18 protein-coding genes are annotated in these 19,138 nt (G+C 73.4%); 7 read left to right on the top strand and 11 right to left on the bottom strand.

Annotation, left to right across the window (positions count from 1 at the left end):
• The first annotated feature begins 56 nt into the window (after window positions 1–56).
• Both JO379_RS29890 and JO379_RS29885 read left to right on the top strand, forming a co-directional pair.
• On the top strand, window positions 57–386 hold the full coding sequence (locus tag JO379_RS29890) for a hypothetical protein (protein WP_209517851.1): 330 nt from the start codon (window positions 57–59) through the stop codon (window positions 384–386).
• A 198-nt stretch (window positions 387–584) separates the two neighbouring features.
• Window positions 585–1,160 carry an ATP-binding protein gene (locus JO379_RS29885; protein WP_130881074.1) on the top strand — a complete coding sequence of 192 codons (576 nt, stop codon included), beginning with the start codon at window positions 585–587 and terminating at the stop codon, window positions 1,158–1,160.
• 224 nt (window positions 1,161–1,384) lie between these two features.
• On the opposite strand, the gene JO379_RS29880 is transcribed toward JO379_RS29885, so the two are convergent.
• Window positions 1,385–2,608 (bottom strand): ROK family protein, encoded by a 1,224-nt coding sequence (locus JO379_RS29880; protein ID WP_130881075.1) that lies wholly within the window; start codon window positions 2,606–2,608, stop codon window positions 1,385–1,387.
• Between the two features lie 220 nt (window positions 2,609–2,828).
• Between JO379_RS29880 and JO379_RS29875 the strand changes: the two genes are divergently transcribed.
• Both JO379_RS29875 and JO379_RS29870 read left to right on the top strand, forming a co-directional pair.
• Complete coding sequence (locus JO379_RS29875; RefSeq protein WP_209517849.1) at window positions 2,829–3,596, top strand: maleylpyruvate isomerase family mycothiol-dependent enzyme; 768 nt, start codon at window positions 2,829–2,831, stop codon at window positions 3,594–3,596.
• Between the two features lie 91 nt (window positions 3,597–3,687).
• Window positions 3,688–4,581, top strand: coding sequence for a DUF2797 domain-containing protein (locus JO379_RS29870; protein ID WP_209517847.1), 894 nt, complete (start codon window positions 3,688–3,690; stop codon window positions 4,579–4,581).
• A 424-nt stretch (window positions 4,582–5,005) separates the two neighbouring features.
• On the opposite strand, the gene JO379_RS29865 is transcribed toward JO379_RS29870, so the two are convergent.
• Window positions 5,006–6,235, bottom strand: coding sequence for a geranylgeranyl reductase family protein (locus JO379_RS29865; RefSeq protein ID WP_130881078.1), 1,230 nt, complete (start codon window positions 6,233–6,235; stop codon window positions 5,006–5,008).
• 177 nt (window positions 6,236–6,412) lie between these two features.
• Between JO379_RS29865 and JO379_RS29860 the strand changes: the two genes are divergently transcribed.
• Window positions 6,413–7,804: a dipeptidase gene (locus JO379_RS29860; RefSeq protein ID WP_209517844.1), complete on the top strand. Its 1,392-nt coding sequence runs from the start codon at window positions 6,413–6,415 to the stop codon at window positions 7,802–7,804.
• A 284-nt stretch (window positions 7,805–8,088) separates the two neighbouring features.
• On the opposite strand, the gene JO379_RS29855 is transcribed toward JO379_RS29860, so the two are convergent.
• Together JO379_RS29855 and JO379_RS29850 are read right to left on the bottom strand one after the other, a co-directional pair.
• Window positions 8,089–9,126 (bottom strand): NUDIX hydrolase, encoded by a 1,038-nt coding sequence (locus tag JO379_RS29855; RefSeq protein ID WP_130881080.1) that lies wholly within the window; start codon window positions 9,124–9,126, stop codon window positions 8,089–8,091.
• Between the two features lie 131 nt (window positions 9,127–9,257).
• Window positions 9,258–10,250 carry an ROK family protein gene (locus JO379_RS29850; protein WP_130881081.1) on the bottom strand — a complete coding sequence of 331 codons (993 nt, stop codon included), beginning with the start codon at window positions 10,248–10,250 and terminating at the stop codon, window positions 9,258–9,260.
• Window positions 10,251–10,437: 187 nt separating this feature from the next.
• On the opposite strand from JO379_RS29850, the gene JO379_RS29845 reads away from it, so the two are divergent.
• Window positions 10,438–11,427, top strand: coding sequence for a LacI family DNA-binding transcriptional regulator (locus tag JO379_RS29845; RefSeq protein WP_242626453.1), 990 nt, complete (start codon window positions 10,438–10,440; stop codon window positions 11,425–11,427).
• A gap of 31 nt (window positions 11,428–11,458) precedes the next feature.
• Here JO379_RS29845 and JO379_RS29840 read toward each other — a convergent pair whose 3' ends face one another.
• The 5 genes from JO379_RS29840 to JO379_RS29820 all read right to left on the bottom strand — a co-directional run bounded on the left by JO379_RS29840 (window position 11,459) and on the right by JO379_RS29820 (window position 16,040).
• Window positions 11,459–12,736 (bottom strand): DUF6986 family protein, encoded by a 1,278-nt coding sequence (locus JO379_RS29840; protein ID WP_209517842.1) that lies wholly within the window; start codon window positions 12,734–12,736, stop codon window positions 11,459–11,461.
• A 191-nt stretch (window positions 12,737–12,927) separates the two neighbouring features.
• Complete coding sequence (locus JO379_RS29835; RefSeq protein WP_130881084.1) at window positions 12,928–13,890, bottom strand: electron transfer flavoprotein subunit alpha/FixB family protein; 963 nt, start codon at window positions 13,888–13,890, stop codon at window positions 12,928–12,930.
• Window positions 13,891–14,020: 130 nt separating this feature from the next.
• A complete protein-coding gene (locus JO379_RS29830; protein WP_130881085.1) occupies window positions 14,021–14,806 on the bottom strand; it encodes an electron transfer flavoprotein subunit beta/FixA family protein in 786 nt (261 codons plus the stop codon).
• 189 nt (window positions 14,807–14,995) lie between these two features.
• A complete protein-coding gene (locus JO379_RS29825) occupies window positions 14,996–15,502 on the bottom strand; it encodes a flavin reductase family protein (RefSeq protein ID WP_209517840.1) in 507 nt (168 codons plus the stop codon).
• Between the two features lie 202 nt (window positions 15,503–15,704).
• Window positions 15,705–16,040, bottom strand: a complete 336-nt coding sequence (locus JO379_RS29820) for a TlpA family protein disulfide reductase (RefSeq protein ID WP_130881087.1) — start codon at window positions 16,038–16,040, stop codon at window positions 15,705–15,707.
• 349 nt (window positions 16,041–16,389) lie between these two features.
• Between JO379_RS29820 and JO379_RS29815 the strand changes: the two genes are divergently transcribed.
• Window positions 16,390–17,121 carry a lysophospholipid acyltransferase family protein gene (locus tag JO379_RS29815; RefSeq protein WP_130881088.1) on the top strand — a complete coding sequence of 244 codons (732 nt, stop codon included), beginning with the start codon at window positions 16,390–16,392 and terminating at the stop codon, window positions 17,119–17,121.
• Window positions 17,122–17,290: 169 nt separating this feature from the next.
• Here the strand turns inward: JO379_RS29815 and JO379_RS29810 are convergent, their stop codons facing one another.
• Entirely contained in the window at window positions 17,291–18,376 is a 1,086-nt protein-coding gene (locus JO379_RS29810) for a threonine aldolase family protein (RefSeq protein WP_209517838.1), read from the bottom strand.
• Window positions 18,355–19,116 carry an SDR family NAD(P)-dependent oxidoreductase gene (locus JO379_RS29805; RefSeq protein ID WP_130881888.1) on the bottom strand — a complete coding sequence of 254 codons (762 nt, stop codon included), beginning with the start codon at window positions 19,114–19,116 and terminating at the stop codon, window positions 18,355–18,357. The genes JO379_RS29810 and JO379_RS29805 overlap by 22 nt, the downstream gene beginning before the upstream one ends.
• Window positions 19,117–19,138: the final 22 nt, after the last annotated feature.

Below are 19,138 nucleotides of genomic sequence, written 5' to 3'. Positions count from 1 at the left end.
CCTCGCGGGCAGACTGCGCACCAGAGAAGACCATTCGGCCGGGAAGGCGGTGCGTCGTGGCGGAACCGGAGTTCAACGCGACAGGGGTGCGGATCGAGCGTTTCCTGCGCTCGCTCACCCGGGCCGGCCAGGTGAAGATCAAGGACGGCAGGTTCGAACTGCTGACCAGCTACGGCCGGGAGATCGACAGTGCGCCCGTCGATTCGGTCCACGCCAGCAAGCCGTGGTTCGCCGCCGGGGACCGGGCCCTGGCCACGGTGAACGGGACCCGCTATCTGCTCACCCTGGGCCAGCGCGACCCCGCCGCCCGGGACTCGGGAGCAGCCGCCGTCCGCCGTTTCCTCGACGCGGTGCGTTCCGCGCACGGCGGCGGCGCAAGGGGCTGAAGGTACAGGAGTTGCACATTCGGCCGCAGGAGTCGACCCTGGACTCGTACCAGCTTCACTGAGGGTTCATCGGCGGTTACGCACTGATCCTGTATCCGCCGGCCGGCTCGAGCAGCCACCGTCGCTGGACCGGAACAGACGCGTATCGAGACGCGTATCTGCATCAGGCTAGCCCTACTTCTTCAGGGAGTCGCAGCCGTGATCAGCCGAATGAACAAGCACTGCACCGTAGAGCTCCACGCTCTCCCCCCGCGCATAGGACAGGTCCGCAGAATCGTATCTGCGCAACTGCGCTACTGGCATCTCGACCCTCTCATCGATCCCGCGGCGCTCGGCGTCACCGAGCTCCTGACCAACGTGCATCAACACGCGGAACCCGACAAACGCTGCACCGTCGAGATCGACCTCATGGTGGACCGGCTCACGGTCTCGGTGCGGGACCACGATCCGCGCCTGCCGCGCGTTCTCGAACCCGACGCCGCCAGCACCCACGGGCGCGGTCTGGCCCTCGTCGCCGCCGTCAGCGCGAGCTGGGGCGTCGAGGAGCGTCTCGACGGCGGGAAAGTCGTCTGGTTTACGCTCCCCGTGCCCCCGTGCGCCCCCGCTGCCCCTCCTCGGCTGGTAAAGGCCTCGGAATCCGCCGCCGTCTTCGACCAGTCCGTCCTCGAACTGTCGGCGCTGGAGAAGAACCCCCTCTTCGGCGGATCCCGTCTGCCCCGGCGGCCGGCTGTGCTGCGCGAGCCCACCCCGGCCCGCTCCGCCGTCCTCGGCTGACCGCCCGGGGCGCCACCGGTGCGAAACGTCGCTCCGGGGCGGACCGGTGCCGCCGGTACGCGTCCGGACGGGCCTGTCACTGCGACGGGGTACGGCGCAGGACGGTGAGTGGTGACGCTCGTGCCGGTCGCCGCCCGGCCTCGTCGTCGCGCTGCCGGGGGTCGTCCGTCCGTCGGCCGTCCGTCGGCTGTCCGTCGGCCGCGCGGGGCGGACGGGGCGCGGGGTCAGCCGAGTGCGGCCAAGGGGTCGTCCAGGACCGGCTGCCAGGCCGCCTCGGCAGCCCCGATGAGGCTGTTGTGGTCGAGGCTCGCAGCCAGGATCGGCACGCTGCCGCTGCGGCCCCAGAGGCTGCGGTCGGCGACGACGGCCCGCAGCCGCTCCGGATCGGCGTCCAGCAGCTCGCGGTGGAGTCCGCCCAGGACGACCCGGTCCGGGTTGAGAATGTTGACCAGGCCGGCGAGGCCAAGACCCAGCCGGCCCGCGATCAGATCGGCGGCGGCGCGGACTGTGGGGTCCCCGTACTCCGAACGGAGCAGGTCGCGGGACTGCTGCAGGAGGGAGACCTCCGGCCCCGGATCACGGCCGGCCGCGGTGAGGAAGGCGAGCGGATCGGTCTCGACGTCCAGGCAGCCACGGCTGCCGCAGTGACAGGGCACCCCCGCGGGGTTGACGGTGAGGTGACCGACCTCCAGGGCGAGCCCGGAGCTGCCGGTGTGCAGCCGGCCGTCGAGGACGAGCGCGCCGCCGACACCGCGATGGCCGGTAGCGACGCACAGCAGGTGCTGGGCACCTCGGCCGGCGCCGTGCCGGTGTTCGGCGAGGGCGGCGAGGTTGACGTCATTGCCGGCCACCCCGCCGACGGGGCTGCCGTCCGGGCCGTGGACGCCCGACTTGGCGAGGGCTTCGGCGAAGAGCGCGCGGACCGGCGCTCCCGCGGGCCAGGACAAGTGCAGCGGGTTCAGGGCCGTCCCGTCCGGCTCGGCCACGGCGGAGGGCACGGCGAGGCCCGCGCCGAGACAGCGACGGCCGGTCTCGCGCAGCAGGCCCGCACCGGCCTCCACGACGGCGTCGATGATGTGGGCCGGGTCGGCGGGCACCGTCATGCAGCCGGGCGCGGTCGCGACCATCCGGCCGCCGAGTCCGACGAGGGCGGCCCGGAATCCGTCGGCGTGGATCTGCGCGGCGAGGACGACGGGGCCGTTGGGGTCGATGGCGAGCCGGTGCGAGGGGCGCCCCTGGGAGCCGGCGGGCGCTGCGGGGCGCGCGTCGACCTGGATCAGCCCGAGCGCCTCGAGCTCGGCGGCCACGGCGCCGGCGGTCGCGCGGGTCACACCGAGTTCAGCAGTGAGCACGGCACGGGTGGGGGCGCGGCCGGTGTGTACGAGCGCCAAGGCGGGGCCGAGGGCGCTCCGGCCCCGCTCCAGGCGTGTAGTCCGAGTCTGGGTCACATGCCTATTCTGACTTTGTGCCGACGTTGAACAAAACGGGATCGGTCAATTCCGGGAACAGTACCCGCCTCCGGCCGGCCACGACGCCGCGCCGGTCGCCGTCGCGCCCCCGGCGGCCTCCGCCCGGCCGCGCGTCACGCGCCGCTACGAGCGGGGGCCGGGTTCCGAAGTCATCGTGCATTCAGCCGCGTTGTCAGTGGCGACTGCCACACTTCGGGGCATGGATACTTCTGATCTTCTCGCCACTCTCGACCGAGACGGACAACTGCTCGCGGAAGCCGCCGCGCGGGCCGGACTCGACGCCTCCGTGCCGACCTGTCCGGAGTGGCGGGTGCGCGATCTGGTGACCCACACCGGAGCCGTGCACCGGTGGGCGGCGCGGATGGTCGGAGAATCGCTCACCGAGCCGATCGGGATACCGACGGCCCCCGAGGCGGACGGGCCGGAGCTCCTCGCATGGTTCCGGGAAGGCCACCGCCTGCTGGTCAAGACGCTGACCGCCGCCGAGCCGGGGCTCCAGTGCTGGACCTTCATGCCGGCCCCCTCGCCCCGCGCCTTCTGGATCCGGCGCCAGGCCCACGAGACCGCGGTGCACCGCGTCGATGCCGAGTCCGCGCTCGGTGACGGATCCTCTTCCGCGGGTTTCTCCTCCGCAGGTTTCTCCGCCCTCGACGCCGAATTCGCCGCCGACGGCGTGGAGGAGCTGCTCATGGGGTTCCACGGCGGAGAGCGGAGCCGGGTGCGCACGGACACCTCTCGTACGCTGCGGGTACGGACCACGGACTCCGGCGCGGTATGGACGGTCCACCTCTCCGACGGGCCGCCGCGCACGGAGCGCACGGCGGAGGGCCCGGTGGACTGCGAGCTGGCGGGGCCGGTGTCCGACCTGTATCTGGCCCTGTGGAACCGGCTGCCCCTCGACGCGTTGGGGTGCACGGGCGACGCGTCGCTCGCACGGCTGTGGCGGGAGCGTTCGGCCATCGGCTGAGACGGGGCGCGGGCTCCGGGCGGTCGCGCGCGACGGGAGCGACCGCGTAAGGACAGCGACCGCGCGAGGACAGTGAGAAAGGACCGGACGAGTGAGCCCGACGGGTGACAGCTGGCAGTGCGCCGGGGTGCGGTGGAGCCCCTCCGGGCCGGCGCTGGCCTGGTTGCATCCGGTGCACGGCGCCCGCACCTCGCCCTTGCCCCCGGGGCGGGCGCTGGCCTTCACGACGGGGTCGTGGCGGGCTTGCGTCGGGGTGCGCAGAGGCGGCCGGCACACCGCGTGCCCGCTGGGTGCGGAGGTCCCGGCCACGGCGGTCTCCGCCCAGTGCCCGGAGTGCGCCCGGCTGGACCGCTCGCACTCCGTGGCCGCCGACACCGCCATGGACGACCCGCGCCCCTACGACGTCTATCTGGCCTGGTTCGGACCGGGAGTGATCAAGGTCGGCATCACGGCCGCGGAGCGCGAGGGTGTCCGGCTGCTGGAGCAGGCCGCGCTGTCGTACGCGCTGCTCGGGCGGGGTCCGCTGATGGCGGCACGCCGAGCGGAGGCCGTGCTGGGCGCGGCCCTCGACGTCCCGGACCGTTTCCCGTACGCGGCCAAGCGCGCCGCCCGGCACCCGCTGCCGCCCCAGGCGGCGCGGACCGCCGAGCTCGCCGCCTTGCACGAACGGGCCCGTGCGCTCGACGGGCTGCCCGACTCACTGGCCGTGCGGGAGTTCGCGCCGGTCCATCACGACGAGGCGTTCCACCTCGACCGGCTCCGCCCGGGTCACGGCTTCGTGGAGCTCTCACCCGGCCGCACGATATCGGGCCGGGTGACGGCCGTGGCCGGGCCGGACCTGTACCTCGACGCGACGGACGGGCGACCGCTGCTGGTCGACACTCGGCAGTTGGCGGGCTGGCCCCTCGCGGCGGCCGCGCCGGGGGCGGAGACGACGGCGACCGTACGCCCGCCGGAAGTGGCGGGCCCCGAGGCGCTGTTCTGACCGGCGCCCGGTCGGCCGTTCACGCTACCGTTCGAACTCGGCCCGGCCGTACCGCCCCCGCTCATCCCGCTCACCACCGGCGACGCGGGGACGCTCCTCCCTCTTATGGGGTTCTTCTCCCCGCTCCGCACGGCCCGGGACCTGCCGACAGCCCGCCCTCCCCGGCGAGCCCGCCGGGGCGCACGAGCCCGGACTCGCAGGACAAGAGGGGGAGTCGGGCGGCGGAGACTGTTCCCCGGGGAGCAGCCTCGGCCGTCGATGTGCGGCGACCCCGTGGCACCCGCCGGTCACGGCACGGCGAGGGTCGCCCTCGTACCGGTCGGACCCGGGCGGCTTCCGCCGACTCGGCGAGCTCCCCCGGCTGCCGCCGGGGGATGCCCTCGGTGTCGGGCGCCGGGAGCCCGCGAGGATCCGCCGGAAGGGCCTACGGCTTGTCCATCGCGGACAGCACCCGCCGCGCCACCGGGTGCGTCCGCACGATCTCGGCCAGTGTCGTCGTACCGCGGGTGACCCTTGCGAACGCGTGCCAGGCCGGGCGGAAGCCCGTGACCGCCGCGTGGATCAGCCCGGGGCGGCGCTCGAAGAGGGTGAGCATGCGGCGCCCGACGCCCATCTCCACGCCGAGTCCGGCCTTGATGGCGAAGGCGTAGTTCAAGGCCTGGCGGCGGGCGTCCACCGCGTCCTGCGCCTCGGCGATCCGGACGGCCCACTCCCCCGCCAGGCGCCCCGAGCGCAGGGCGAAGGAGATGCCCTCACGGGTCCAGGGCTCCAGCAGTCCCGCCGCGTCACCGCAGACGAGCACCCGGCCCCGGGAGAGCGGGGAGTCGTCGGACCGGCAGCGCGTCAGATGGCCGGAGGAGATGCTCGGCTCGAAGCCCGCGAGGCCGAGCCGCGCGATGAAGTCCTCCAGATAGCGCTTGGTGCCGGCGCCCTCGCCGCGCGCCGAGATCACACCGACGGTCAGGGTGTCCCCCTTGGGGAAGACCCAGCCGTAACTGCCGGGGATCGGGCCCCAGTCCAGGTGCACCCGGCCCGCCCAGTCCTCGGCGACCGTCGCGGGCACCGGGATCTCGGCCTCCAGGCCCAGATCCACCTGGTCGAGCTTCACCCCGACATGTGCCCCTATCCGGCCGGCACTGCCGTCGGCGCCGACGACGGCGCGCGCCAGAAGGGTCCGGCCGTCGCCGAGCACTATGGCGACGGTCCGCCGGTCGGGCACGGCCGAGCCGTGCTGCTCGACCCGCGAGACGGTCACCCCGGTGCGTACCTCGGCGCCCGCCTTCTTGGCGACCTCGACGAGACCGGCGTCGAACTCGGGGCGGTTGATGAGGCCGAAGAGCATCCGCTTGGAGCGTCGGGTGCGCGTCAGCTTCCCGTTGAGGGAGAAGGTGACGGCGTGCACCCGGTCACGCAGGGGAAGTTCGAAGCCGGGGGGAAGCGCGTCGCGCGAGGGGCCGATGATGCCACCGCCGCACGTCTTGTAGCGCGGGAGTTCGGCCTTCTCCAGAAGCAGGACCTTTCGGCCCGTCGATGCCGCCGCATAGGCGGCCGAGGCTCCGGCGGGGCCCGCTCCCACCACCACGACGTCCCATACCGGCTCCCCGTCCCCGGGTACGTCCCGGCCCGCTTCCTGGGCCGCGTTGTCGCTGCTCACCTGTGGTTCTACTCCCGCTCGATCACCGGCTACCGCTACCGCCCGCATCCTACGGGCAGCCGCCCGGCCCACCCGCTGCGGGAAGGGGCCCGGGGGCGGCCCGGTAGGACATGGGAGGATCAGGATCACCATCGCCCGTATGTACGGACTTAACGCCGCGCCCACAAGGAGCGTTCCATGGAATCGTCCTCGACCCGCCAGCAGGCCCAGGCCGCGCTCGCGGCGACCGTCGCCTCGCTGCAGCCCCGCGCCCTGACAGAGCTGGCCGAGCTGGTGGCCTTCAAGTCCGTGGCGGACGAGGCGCAGTTCCCCAGGAGCGAGTGCGAGGCGGCCGCGAACTGGGTGGCCGAGGCGCTGCGGGCCGACGGCTTCGAGGATGTCGCCCTGCTCGACACCCCGGACGGCACCCAGTCCGTCTACGGTTACCTTCCCGGCCCGGCCGGTGCGCCGACCGTGCTGCTCTACGCCCACTACGACGTGCAGCCGCCGCTGGACGAGGCCTCGTGGGTCTCGCCGCCGTTCGAGCTGACCGAGCGGGACGGGCGCTGGTACGGGCGAGGCGCCGCCGACTGCAAGGGCGGTCTGATCATGCACCTGACCGCGCTGCGGGCGCTCAAGGCGAACGGCGGTGTGCCGGTCCATGTGAAGGTGATCGTCGAGGGCTCGGAGGAGCAGGGCACCGGGGGCCTGGAGCAGTACGCGCAGGCGCATCCGGAGCTGCTGACCGCCGACACCATCGTCATCGGTGACACCGGGAACTTCCGCGTCGGGCTGCCGACGGTGACCGCGACGCTGCGCGGTATGACGCTCGTCCGCGTCCAGGTGGACACCCTGGAAGGCAATCTGCACTCCGGGCAGTTCGGCGGAGCCGCGCCCGACGCGCTGGCCGCGCTGATCCGCGTGCTCGACTCGCTGCGCGCGGCGGACGGGTCCACGACGGTCGCCGGGCTGGAGACGGAGGCCGCGGCGAGCTGGGACGGTCTGCAGTACCCGGAGGAGGAGTTCCGCAAGGACGCCAGGGTGCTCGACGGTGTCTCCCTGATCGGTTCCGGCACCGTGGCCGACCGCATCTGGGCCCGCCCCGCCGTCACGGTGCTCGGCATCGACTGCCCGCCGGTCGTGGGCGCCACCCCGTCCGTGCACGCCGGGGCGCGGGCCCTGGTGAGCCTGCGGGTGCCGCCGGGCACGGACGCGGCGGAGGCAACGAGGCTGCTGAGCGCCCATCTGGAGTCGGCGGCCCCGTGGGGCGCCCGCATCTCGGTGGAGCAGGTCGGCCAGGGACAGGCGTTCCGCGCCGACACCACCAGCCCGGCCTACACCTCGATGGCCGCGGCGATGCGCGTCGCGTACCCGGGCGAGGAGATGCAGACCTCCGGCATGGGCGGCTCGATCCCGCTGTGCAACACCCTGGCCGCGCTCTACCCGAAGGCGGAGATCCTGCTGATCGGCCTGAGCGAGCCGGAGGCCCAGATCCACGCGGTCAACGAGAGCGTCTCGCCCCAGGAGCTGGAGCGGCTCTCCCTCGCCGAGGCCCTGTTCCTCGTCGACTACGCCGACAGCAAGCGCTGACGGCCTCCCGCCGGGGACACCGGGCGCGCGGCCGCTGCCCCGTCCGGTGGCGCCGGCCGCGGCCATTCGCACGCTGATCCCCACCGGGAGGGCGGCGTCCTCCCAGCTGTCCCGGTACGTACGGACTGCCGTGTGCCTCGCGGATTCAGGCGTCCTTCCGGGGCGTTCCGGCGCGTGCCCTCGGGACGGCCGCGGGCCCGTCGGCGGCGACGGGCCCGGCCAGTCGCCCCTGCGGCCCGGTCGGCGGCCGTCACCCGTACCGGGCAATCGTCAGCGCCGGGCCGTCACCCGACCGGGACACCCGCTTCGAGGTTGAGCGGACGTCCCTGCTCGCGGGCGCGCAGCGCCCAGCGCAGTCTGCTCAGCCGGACCGGTGGCAGCAGGGACGCCGCCTCGTCCTCGGTGACGAAGCGCCAGCCGCGCAGTTCGGCGCCGGGCAGCAGCAGCCGGCGGGCGTCGGCCCCGGTCAGCCGGCCGCCGTCGAAGAGGAACCGCAGCCCGCCGAAGCCGGGCGGTTTCGGCGGCTCCCAGTCGACGACCAGCAGCCGTGGCACCGTGGCGAGTTCGATGCCGATCTCCTCGGCGACCTCGCGCATGCCGGCGCGGGCGGGCGCCTCCCCCGGTTCGACGACCCCGCCGGGGAACTCCCAGCCGGGCTTGTAGGTGGGGTCGACGAGCAGGACCCGGTCCTCCTCGTCGAAGAGCAGCACCCCCGCGGCCAGCGTCTCGGCCTTCGGCTGCGGGGTCTGGACGATCGGGCAGGTGTCCGCGGCTCCGGTGCGGACGGCCTCCGCGACCCGCTCGGCCACCTCGCGCGGCGTCAGCGCGCCCGTGTCGACGGCGAACGCGTCGGCTTCCAGCCAGGACAGCGCCTCGCGGTAGGGGGCGATGTGGTCCCGGGCCCACTGGCGGACGGACTCGCTGCGCTCCGGGTCGTCCTTGTACTCCTCGCGGCCCGCTATCCGGGCCCGGAGTATCGTTTCGTCTGCGGTCAGCAGCACATGGCGCACCCGGATCCGCCGGGAAGCGAGCGCTCCGAAGATCTCGTCCCGGTAGTCCTGTCGCAGCAGCGTCATGGGCACCACCAGCACCCCGCCGACCTCCGCGAGCAGTGCCGCCGCCGTGTCCGCGACCAACCGCCGCCAGATCGGCAGGTCCTGGAAGTCGCCGACCTCGCCCAGCCGCTTCGGCGGGAGCAGATACTGCAGTGCTCCGCCGATGACCTCGGGGTCGAAGAGGGTGCTGTCCGGGATCAGCTCGATCAGCTCCCTGGCCGTGCTGGTCTTTCCCCCACTGAACGCACCGTTCAGCCAGACGATCACAGTTCCCCCTTCTCCGTAGCCCCCTGCGAAGTGCCCGGACTGTGACGTTGCCCGGAACACCCTGCCACGAAAACGCGTGCGAGCGGCATGGCGCGCGCCGGGCCCTCAGCGGCCGAATTCAGCGCCACGCGCTATGCGGTGGGGCCCGTCCCGGCGGCCCGGCTCCCCGCCGCCCCCTCCCACAGATCCAGGTGCCCGGCCGCCGCCGCTGCCGCCCCGACGAGACCCGCGTCCGAACCGAGCCGGGCGGGGAGCACCTCCACCGAGGACGCGAAGGACAACGTGGCGTAGTCGCGCAGGCGTTCCCGCAGTGGGGCGAAGAGCACCTCGCCCGCTCCGGCGACGCCGCCGCCTATGACGGCGACCTCGATCTCGACGAGCGTCGCGGTCGCGGCGATGCCCGCGGCCAGCGCCTGCGCCGCGCGGGCGAAGGAGGCGAGCGCGACGGGATCGCCGGCTCCGGCGGCCGCGGCGACGGCCGCGGCACTGCGGTCACCGTCCGGCCCCGGACGCCAGCCGGCGTCCAGCGCCCGGCGGGCGATGTTGGGGCCACTGGCGATGCGTTCGACGCAGCCGCGGGCACCGCACGGGCACGGGTCACCGTCGAAGTCGACACTGATGTGCCCGATGTGGCCCGCATTGCCCGTGGGACCGGTGTGGAGTCGGCCCCCCAGGACCAGGCCACCACCCACGCCGGTGGACACCACCATGCACAGCGCGTTGGCCCGTCCCCGGGCCGCGCCCTGCCAGTGCTCCGCGGCGGTCATCGCGACCCCGTCGCCGACGAGGACCACCGGCCGCCCGCCGACCAGCCCCGCCACCTCGGCGACCAGCGGGAAGTGACGCCAGCCGGGCACATTGACCGGACTGACCGTGCCCGTGGAGGCGTCGACGGGCCCCGCGCTGCCGATGCCCACGGCCCGGACGCGCGGCCAGTGCGGGCTCCGCAGGAGCTCGCCGAGCACCTGTGCCACCGCACCCATCACCGTCGCACCGTCCTCCGTCGCGGGCGTCGGCTGCCGCGCACGCACGAGCAGCCGTCCCCGGCCGTCCACGAGCGCACCGGCGATCTTGGTGCCGCCGATGTCGAGGGCGGCGACGAGGTCGTCGGAAGCGGTGCGCATGGGCGGCTGTCTCTCCTGGTACACGGGCGGAAGGGGGGTGGTGGAAGGTCAGTCTCGCCGGTGTTGACAACGTTGTCCAGGCTCTATGCTCGACGTCACCCGCCGCACCGCGGACCCCGACGAAGGACAAGCCACCGTGGCCGACACCGCCAGCCGCCCGCAGCCCCGTTACGGCACCCGTCCGACCATGAAGGACGTGGCGGCCCGCGCCGGGGTGGGGCTGAAGACCGTCTCGCGGGTCGTGAACGGCGAGCCCGGCGTCACCCCCGACACCGAGCGGCGGGTCCAGGACGCGATCACCGCGCTCGGCTTCCGCCGCAACGACGGCGCCCGCACCCTGCGCAAGGGCCGCACCGCCTCCATCGGCCTCGTCCTGGAGGACCTCGCCGACCCCTTCTACGCACCGCTCAACCGCGCCGTCGAGGAGGTCGCCCGCGCCCATGGCGCGCTGCTCATCAGCGGCTCCAGCGCCGAGGACCCCGACCGCGAGCGCGAGCTGGCCCTCGCCCTCTGCGCCCGCAGGGTCGACGGCCTGATCATCATCCCGGCCGGCCATGACCACCGGTATCTCGAACCGGAGATCGCGGCGGGCGTCGCGACCGTGTTCGTCGACCGTCCAGCCGGGCTGATAGACGCCGACGTGGTGCTCTCGGACAGCTTCGGCGGCGCCCGCGACGGGGTCGCCCACCTCATCGCCCACGGCCACCGCCGCATCGGCTTCATCGGCGACCAGCCGGGCATCCACACCGCCACCGAGCGGCTGCGCGGCTACCGGGCCGCGATGGCGGCCGCCGGGCTCCCCGCCGACGACGCCTGGGTGTCGCTCGGCCCCACCGCCCCCGAGCGGGTACGGACCGAAGCGGTCCGGATGCTCGCGGGCCCCCGGCCGGTCACCGCCCTGTTCGCCGGGAACAACCGGGTGACGGCCACCGTCGTCCGCGTCATAGCCGGCCGGCCCCGTCCCGTCGCACTCGTCGGCTTCGACGACCTCGAACTGGCCGACCTGCTCTCCCCCGGACTCACCGTGATCGCCCAGGACGCCGTGCGCCTCGGCCGGACGGCCGCCGAGCGGCTGTTCCGACGGCTGGACGGAGTCGAGGAACCACCGCGGCGCGTGGAGCTGCCGACCCGCCTCGTCGTGCGGGGCTCGGGCGAACTCCCGCCCGCCGAAGGCTGATCCGCCCCGGCCGCCGCCCGCGCCCCCGCTCTCACTTCCGCGGTACGCGCCCCGCGAGAGTGTCGAGATCGGCGCGCGTCAACCCGGTCAGCCGGGCGACCTCCTCCGTGTCGAGCGCACCGCAGTCCAGGCCGCGCAGCAGAAAGCCGCTGAGCGCCCTGGCCGTCGCGGGCTCGTCCATCACCTCGCCACCGGCCCGGCCGACGTAGGCGACCAGCCGGGCGGCGGCCCGGTCCAGACCCTCGCGGTAGAAGGCGTAGACGGCCGCGTAACGGGTCGGCAGCTGAGCGGGGTGCATGTCCCAGCCCTGGTAGTACGCGCGGGCCAGGGACCGGCGTACAAGGCGGTGGTGCAGCCGCCAGGCATCGTGCACCCGCTCGGCCGGGCCGACGGGCAGGACATTGGTCGAGCCGTCGGACAGGCGGACCCCCGTGCCCGCCGCCGCGACCTGCATGACGGCCTTCGCGTGATCGGCCACCGGATGGTCGGGGGCCTGGTGCTCGGCGGCGACCTGGCAGGCGGCGCTGTAGTCGAAGGTGCCGTAGTGCAGGGAAGTGGCGCGGCCCCGGGCGGCGTCGATCAGCCGGGCGACGGTGGCGCGGCCGTCGGCCCCCAGGATCGCCTGGGTGGTCTCGATCTGGATCTCGAAGCCGATCCGCCCCGCGTCAAGACCGTGCGCCTTCTCGAACTCCTCGGCCAGGTGGGCCATCGCGGTGACCTGCTCGGGGCAGCTGACCTTGGGAAGGGTGAGGAGGAGCCCGTCGGGCAGGCCCCCGGCCGCCATCAGGGCGGTGAGGAAGATGTCGAGGGTGCGGATGCCCCGGTCGCGGACGGCCGCCTCCATGCACTTCATCCGGATGCCCGCGTAGGGGGCGGCCGTGCCGTCCGCGTGAGCCGCGGCCAGGAGCCGCGCCGCACGGGCGGCCGCGGCGTCCTCCTCGGCGTCGGGGCGCGGGCCATAGCCGTCCTCGAAGTCGATCCGCAGGTCTTCGACGGGCTCGCGTGACAGTTTGTCGCGAACGCGCTCGTAAACCTCCCCCGCGAGATCGTCAGGCAGCCCGAGGACGGCGGCGAACGCGGCGGCGTCGGGAGCGTGTTCGTCGAGGGCCGCGAGCGCCTGGTCGCCCCAGGAGCGGACGGTGCCGGCGGCGAAGGCGTCGGCGGGGACGTAGACGGTGTGGACGGGCTGGCGGGTGCCCGGATCGCCCGGGTAGCGGCGCGCGAGTTCCGCGTCGGCCTCCGCGAGCGATGCGTCGACGGCCTCGCGCACCGAGGCCGCGAACGTCGTGGCCACCGTCTCGTGCCCCATTGCCCACCCTCCGGCTGTCAGCTTTCCGCTTTACGGAATCAACTATCCGTGTGCGGGAAGCTATCGGCGCCCCGGGCGGTGGTCAACACCCCCGGGTCGTCACCGGCGGGCGGGAACACGCGTGAGGTCCCCGTGCGCGGGCGCACGGGGACCTCATCGGCTGACTGACAGCGGACCGGAAGCGGAAGGGGTCAGCCCTTGCGGGACTTGACCTCGTCCGTCAGCTGCGGGACGACCTCGAACAGGTCGCCGACCACGCCGTAGTCGACCAGCTCGAAGATCGGGGCCTCGGCGTCCTTGTTGATGGCGACGATCGTCTTGGAGGTCTGCATGCCGGCCCGGTGCTGGATCGCGCCGGAGATGCCCGCCGCGATGTACAGCTGCGGGGAGACCGCCTTGCCGGTCTGGCCGACCTGGTTGGTGTGCGGGTACCAGCCGGCGTCGACGGCGGCACGCGAAGCACCGACGGCCGCGCCGAGCGAGTCGGCCAGCGCCTCGATGAGGGGGAAGTTCTCGGCGCCGTTGACGCCACGGCCACCGGAGACCACGATCGCGGCCTCGGTCAGCTCGGGGCGGCCGGTCGACTCGCGCGGCGTGCGGGAGACGACCTTGGTGCCGGTCGACAGCTCGCCGAAGGAGACGGCCAGCTGCTCGACGGTGCCCGCGGCCGGAGCGGCCTCGGGGGCGGCGGAGTTGGGCTTCACGGTGATGACCGGGGTGCCCGTGGTGACGCGGGACTTGGTGGAGTACGAGGCCGCGAAGACGGACTGCGTGGCCACCGGGCCCTCGTCACCGGCCTCCAGGTCGACGGCGTCGGTGATGATGCCGGAGCCGATGCGGACCGCGAGACGGGCCGCGATCTCCTTGCCCTCCGCGGAGGACGGCACGAGCACGGCGGCCGGGGAGACGGCCTTGTACGCCGCGGCCAGCGCGTCCACCTTCGGCACGACGAGGTAGTCGGCGAACTCGGGGGCGTCGGCCGTGAGGACCTTGACCGCGCCGTACTCGGCGAGCACCGGCGCGGCGGCGTCGGCACCGGCACCGAGGTGCACGGCGACGGGCTCGCCGATGCGGCGGGCGAGGGTGAGCAGCTCGAGGGTGGGCTTGCGGACGGCACCGTCCACGTGGTCGACGTAAACGAGGACTTCAGCCATGGGGTGTTCTCCTGCGCGAAAAAGAGGGGCGGGTGACGGTTCGTACGGACCGGGGGAAGCTCGGCTGCCGTGCGCGCCGGGGGCTGTGGCGTCGGCGGGCGACGCCGCGGGGCCCCCGGGCCTCAGGCGGTCAGATGAACTTCTGGCCCGCGAGGAACTCGGCGAGCTGCTTGCCGCCCTCGCCCTCGTCCTTGACGATCGTGCCGGCCGTGCGGGCCGGGCGCTCCGTGGCCTCGTCGACCTTGGTCCAGGCGCCGTCGAGACCGACCTCGTCCGCCTCGAGGCCGAGGTCGGAGAGGTCCAGGGACTCCACCGGCTTCTTCTTGGCGGCCATGATGCCCTTGAAGGACGGGTAACGGGCCTCGCCGGACTGGTCGGTCACGGACACGACGGCCGGGAGGGAGGCCTCCAGCTGCTCGCTGGCGGCGTCGCCGTCACGGCGGCCGGTCACCTTGCCGTCGGCGACGGCGACCTCGGAGAGCAGGGTCACCTGCGGGACGCCCAGACGCTCGGCGACCATCGCCGGGACGACGCCCATGCCACCGTCGGTGGAGGCCATGCCGGAGATGACCAGGTCGTAGCCGACGTGCTCGATGGCCTTGGCGAGCACCAGCGAGGTACCGAGCGCGTCGGTGCCGTGCAGATCGTCGTCCTCGACGTGGACGGCCTTGTCGGCGCCCATGGACAGCGCCTTGCGCAGCGCGTCCTTGGCGTCCTCGGGGCCCACGGTCAGCACGGTGATCTCGGCGTCGTCCGCCTCGTCGGCGATCTGCAGCGCCTGCTCGACCGCGTACTCGTCGAGCTCCGAGAGCAGGCCGTCCACGTCGTCACGGTCGACGGTCAGGTCCTCGGCGAAGTGCCGGTCGCCGGTGGCGTCGGGCACGTACTTCACACAGACAACGATCCTCAAGCTCACGCCGGCTCTCCTACTGCATCGTCTCTTCGTAGCTGCCTTGTGCAGGCAGCATAGGCGCCTTGTGGGGCGGATTCCGGCTGGATCGGGCTCCGCTCCCACCAGAATGTTACTCGCCAGTACATCGAGCGCGTTCCCCGAGCGCAAGGCCGCTGAACTGTGATCTGTCCAACGCGCGAAATGCGGGACGTCTCAGTCCCGCAGACCGTTGAAGCGTCCCTGGTGGTACAGCAGCGGGCGGCCCGCCCCGGCGGGGTCGCCGGCGACCGCCTCGGCGAGCACGATCCGGTGGTCACCGGCGGGCACCCTGGCCACCACCCGGCACACCAGCCAGGCCAGTACGCCGTCGAGCAGCGGCACTCCCTCGGGGCCGGTGCGCCACCGGGTGGGCGGGGCGAACCGGTCGGCGCCGCTGCGGGCGAAGGTGCCGGCCAGCTCGCGCTGGTGCTCGCCGAGTATGTGCACCCCGACGTGCTCGGCCTCGGCGACCACGGGCCAGCTGGAGGAGCCGGTGCCGATCCCGAAGGAGACGACCGGGGGTTCGGCGGCCACGGAGGTGAGCGAGGTCGCGGTGAAGCCGACCGGGCGGGGGCCGGGCGCGGTGATCACGGCGACGCCGGCCGCGTGCCGCCGGAAGACGGAGCGCAGCAGTTCGGGGGTGGCCGGCTGGGCGGTGCCCAATCCGGATGAGGCCGTCATCGAGTGGTCCTTCTGCTGGGGGGTCGAGCCGGGAGCGTGCGGTCGGGGCTGCTCACGGGCTCGGACAGCGCGCGCTCAAGGTCCGCGGGAGTTCCCCGTGCGCGCGTCCGTCGAGGCGGTTTCCAGGCCACATAGCGTCACAGTGACGATTCAGGGCACGGAGCGTCAAGGGCGACCGGGGAGATGGGAGGCGGATCACGGGTCAGACGGCTTCGCCGAGGGCCGCGATGACATCCGCCTTACGCGGCTGACCGGCGGCGCGGCGCACGACGTGGCCGTCCGCGTCGAGGACGAAGACGGTCGGCGTACCGGTGATCCGCAGGGCGCGTACGAGTGCGAGCCGCGCCTCCGCGTCGATCTCGACGTGCGCCACCCCGTCGACCATGGAGGCGACCTCGGCGAGGGTGCGCCGGGTCGCCCGGCACGGCTGGCAGAAGGCGCTCGCGAACTGCACGAGCGTGGCCCGCTCCCCCAGCTCCGCACCGATGTCGGCGGCGCTCAGCCGCTCCCGCCCGTCCTCTTCGCCCCGCCCGCCCACTCGCGCCCCTCCGTCGTCGCCGTCCGGTCACCGTCCGGACCTGTGTCCGATCTCCCGTGTGCAGCACCGTAGGGCCCGGAGAAATTTCCCGCCCGGGCGACGGGTCCGGCGGGCGGCCCCGGTGGCGCGGACGGCTGGGGTTCGGCACGGGCGGGGTCCGCGCCGGATCCCCGGTGTACCTTCGGCTGTACCGGATTCCGGCCGACGTGATGAGAATCTCCCGTTCTGCGGGGCGTCCTCGCTGGCCGACAGGCCGGGCATTCAGGCACGATCTGCCGGAAGCCGAGAACCTACGGCCGCGTAACTTCAGCCGGGACACCCCTCCCCAGGCCCAGAAGGATTCCCCGATATGGCAGAACTCGTCTACCCCCCGGTGATCGGCGTCGCCCGCACCATGTTCAAGGCGCTCGATCTGCGCTTCGACATCCAGGGCAGCGAACACATTCCGCAGCGCGGTGGGGCGGTCCTGGTGAGCAACCACATCGGATACCTCGACTTCGTCTTCTGCGGGCTGGCCGCCCGCCCGGCCAAGCGCCTGGTGCGCTTCATGGCCAAGGAGTCCGTCTTCCGGCACAAGGTGTCGGGCCCGCTGATGCGGGCGATGAAGCACATCCCCGTGGACCGCGCGGCGGGCATGGACGCCTACAAGCACGCCCTCAAGGCGCTGCGCTCGGGCGAGATCATCGGGGTCTTCCCGGAGGCGACGATCTCCCAGTCGTTCACGCTGAAGAACTTCAAGTCGGGGGCGGCCCGGCTGGCCCAGGAGGCCGGGGTTCCGGTGCTGCCGATGGCCCTGTGGGGTACGCAGCGGCTGTGGACCAAGGGTCACAAGCGCGACCTGGGCCGCCATCACATCCCGATCACGATGCGGGTGGGCGAGCCGATCGCCGCCGACCCCGCCGAGCACGCGGACACCGTCACCGAGCGCGTCCGGGCCCGGGTCCAGGACCTGCTGGAGGCGGCACAGCGCGCCTACCCGGTACGCCCCAAGGGGCCGGACGACACCTGGTGGATACCGTCCCACCTCGGCGGCACGGCTCCCACCCCGGCGGAGGCCGCGGCGCTGGACCGGCGGCGCTAGGGCGTGTGTCCTCAAGGGCCGGACGGGGGCTGCACGGGCAGCCCGTCCGGCCCTTGAGGACGGCCCGCAGGGCGCTCGCCGCCGCAGGCGGCACAGCGGGAAGCCCCCGGCAGTCCACGGACTGCCGGGGGCTTCCCCGTCCTGCGCGCGGGACGCGCGAGGCGGACCGCTACTTGGCCATCTCCTCCGTGACCGCCGCGACGAAGGCGTCCACGTCGGCCTCGGTGGTGTCGAAGGAGCACATCCAGCGGACGACACCGGCCGGCTCGTCCCAGAAGTAGAAGCGGTAGCGCTTCTGCAGCCGGACGGCCGCGTCGTGCGGAAGCCGGGCGAAGACGCCGTTGGCCTGCACCGGGTACAGCAGCTCGACGCCGTCCACGGCCCGTACGCCCTCGGCCAGGCGCGTGGCCATGGCGTTGGCGTGCGAGGCGCTGCGCAGCCAGAGGTCGCCCGTGAGCAGGGCCTCGAACTGGGCCGAGACGAAGCGCATCTTGGAGGCCAGCTGCATCGACATCTTGCGCAGGTGCTTCATCGCCCGCACCGCGTCCGGGTTGAGGACGACGACGCACTCGCCGAACACCAGCCCGTTCTTGGTGCCGCCGAAGGAGAGCAGGTCCACTCCGGCGTCGGTGGTGAGGGCCCGCAGCGGAAGGCCGAGCGTGGCCGCCGCGTTGGCTATGCGCGAGCCGTCCAGGAAGACCTTCATGCCGCGCTCGTGGGCGTGGTCGCAGATCTCCCGGATCTCCTCGGGGGTGTAGCAGGTGCCCAGCTCGGTGGTCTGGGTGATGGCGACGAGCTGGGGCTGGGCCCGGTGCTCGTCGTCCCAGCCGAACGCCTCACGGTCGATCAGCTCAGGCGTGAGCTTGCCGTTCTCGGTCGGCACGGTGAGCAGCTTGAGTCCGCCCACGCGCTCGGGCGCGCCGCACTCGTCCACGTGGAGATGAGCGCTCTCGGCACAGATCACCGCGCCCCACCGCTCGGTCGCCGCCTGGAGGGCGAGGACGTTGGCACCCGTGCCGTTGAAGACCGGGAAGGTCTCGGCGGTGGGCCCGAAGTGGGCGCGCATCACGTCCTGGAGATGGGCGGTGTAGTCGTCCTCTCCGTAGGAGACCTGATGACCGCCGTTGGCCAGGGCGAGCGCCGCGAGGATCTCCGGGTGCGCGCCCGCGTAATTGTCGCTGGCGAAGCCGCGCAGCTCGGTATCGTGCCGACGGACGGCGTCGGTCACCGGGGTCACGATTGCGGAGTCAGCCACAGACGGGTTCCGTTCACTTCCTGGGCGGGCTTGGACCAGACGTCGACGATGGCCTCGGCCAGGTCGGTGACGTCCGTGAAGCCCGCGAACTTCGCGTTGGGACGCTCGGCGCGCATGGCGTCGTGCACCAGCGCCTTGACCACCAGGATGGCAGCCGCGGCCGAGGGGCCCTCCTCGCCCCCCGCCTTGCGGAAGGCGTCACCGAGGGCCAGCGTCCAGGCCTCGGCGGCGGCCTTGGAGGCGGAGTAGGCGGCGTTGCCCGCGGTGGGCCGGCTGGCGCCCGCGGCGCTGATGAGGAGGTAGCGGCCGTTGCCGCTGCGGGCCAGCGGGGCCTCGAAGGCCAGGGAGGTGTGCTGCACCGTGCGGATGAGCAGCTTCTCCAGGAGGTCCCAGTCGGCGATGTCGGTCTCGGCGAAGGTTGCGGAGCCGCGCCAGCCGCCCACCAGGTGGACGAGCCCGTCGATCCGGCCGAACTCCTTCTCGGTGCGGTCCGCCCAGGCGCGGGTCGCCTCGAGATCGAGCAGGTCCACGGTGTCGCCGGTGACGGTGGCGCCGCCGTGGGCGTAACGGGCGGCGTCGACGGCCTCGGCGAGGCGTGCGGCGTCCGCGTCGGAGGCGACGACGGTCGCCCCGGCCTCGGCCAGGCGCAGCAGGGCGGCACGGCCCGCCGGGCCGGCGGCTCCCGCCACCGCCACGACGGCCCCGTCCAGCCGGCCATTGCCGTTCGTCGGAGTGCTCATGGTCGTCGCCTCACTCTCGAGC

This window comes from Streptomyces syringium, from assembly GCF_017876625.1.
GTDB classification, from domain to species: domain Bacteria; phylum Actinomycetota; class Actinomycetes; order Streptomycetales; family Streptomycetaceae; genus Streptomyces; species Streptomyces syringius.
The sequence above is the reverse complement of the archived record's forward strand: the minus strand, read 5'-3'. Positions and strand labels throughout refer to the sequence as shown.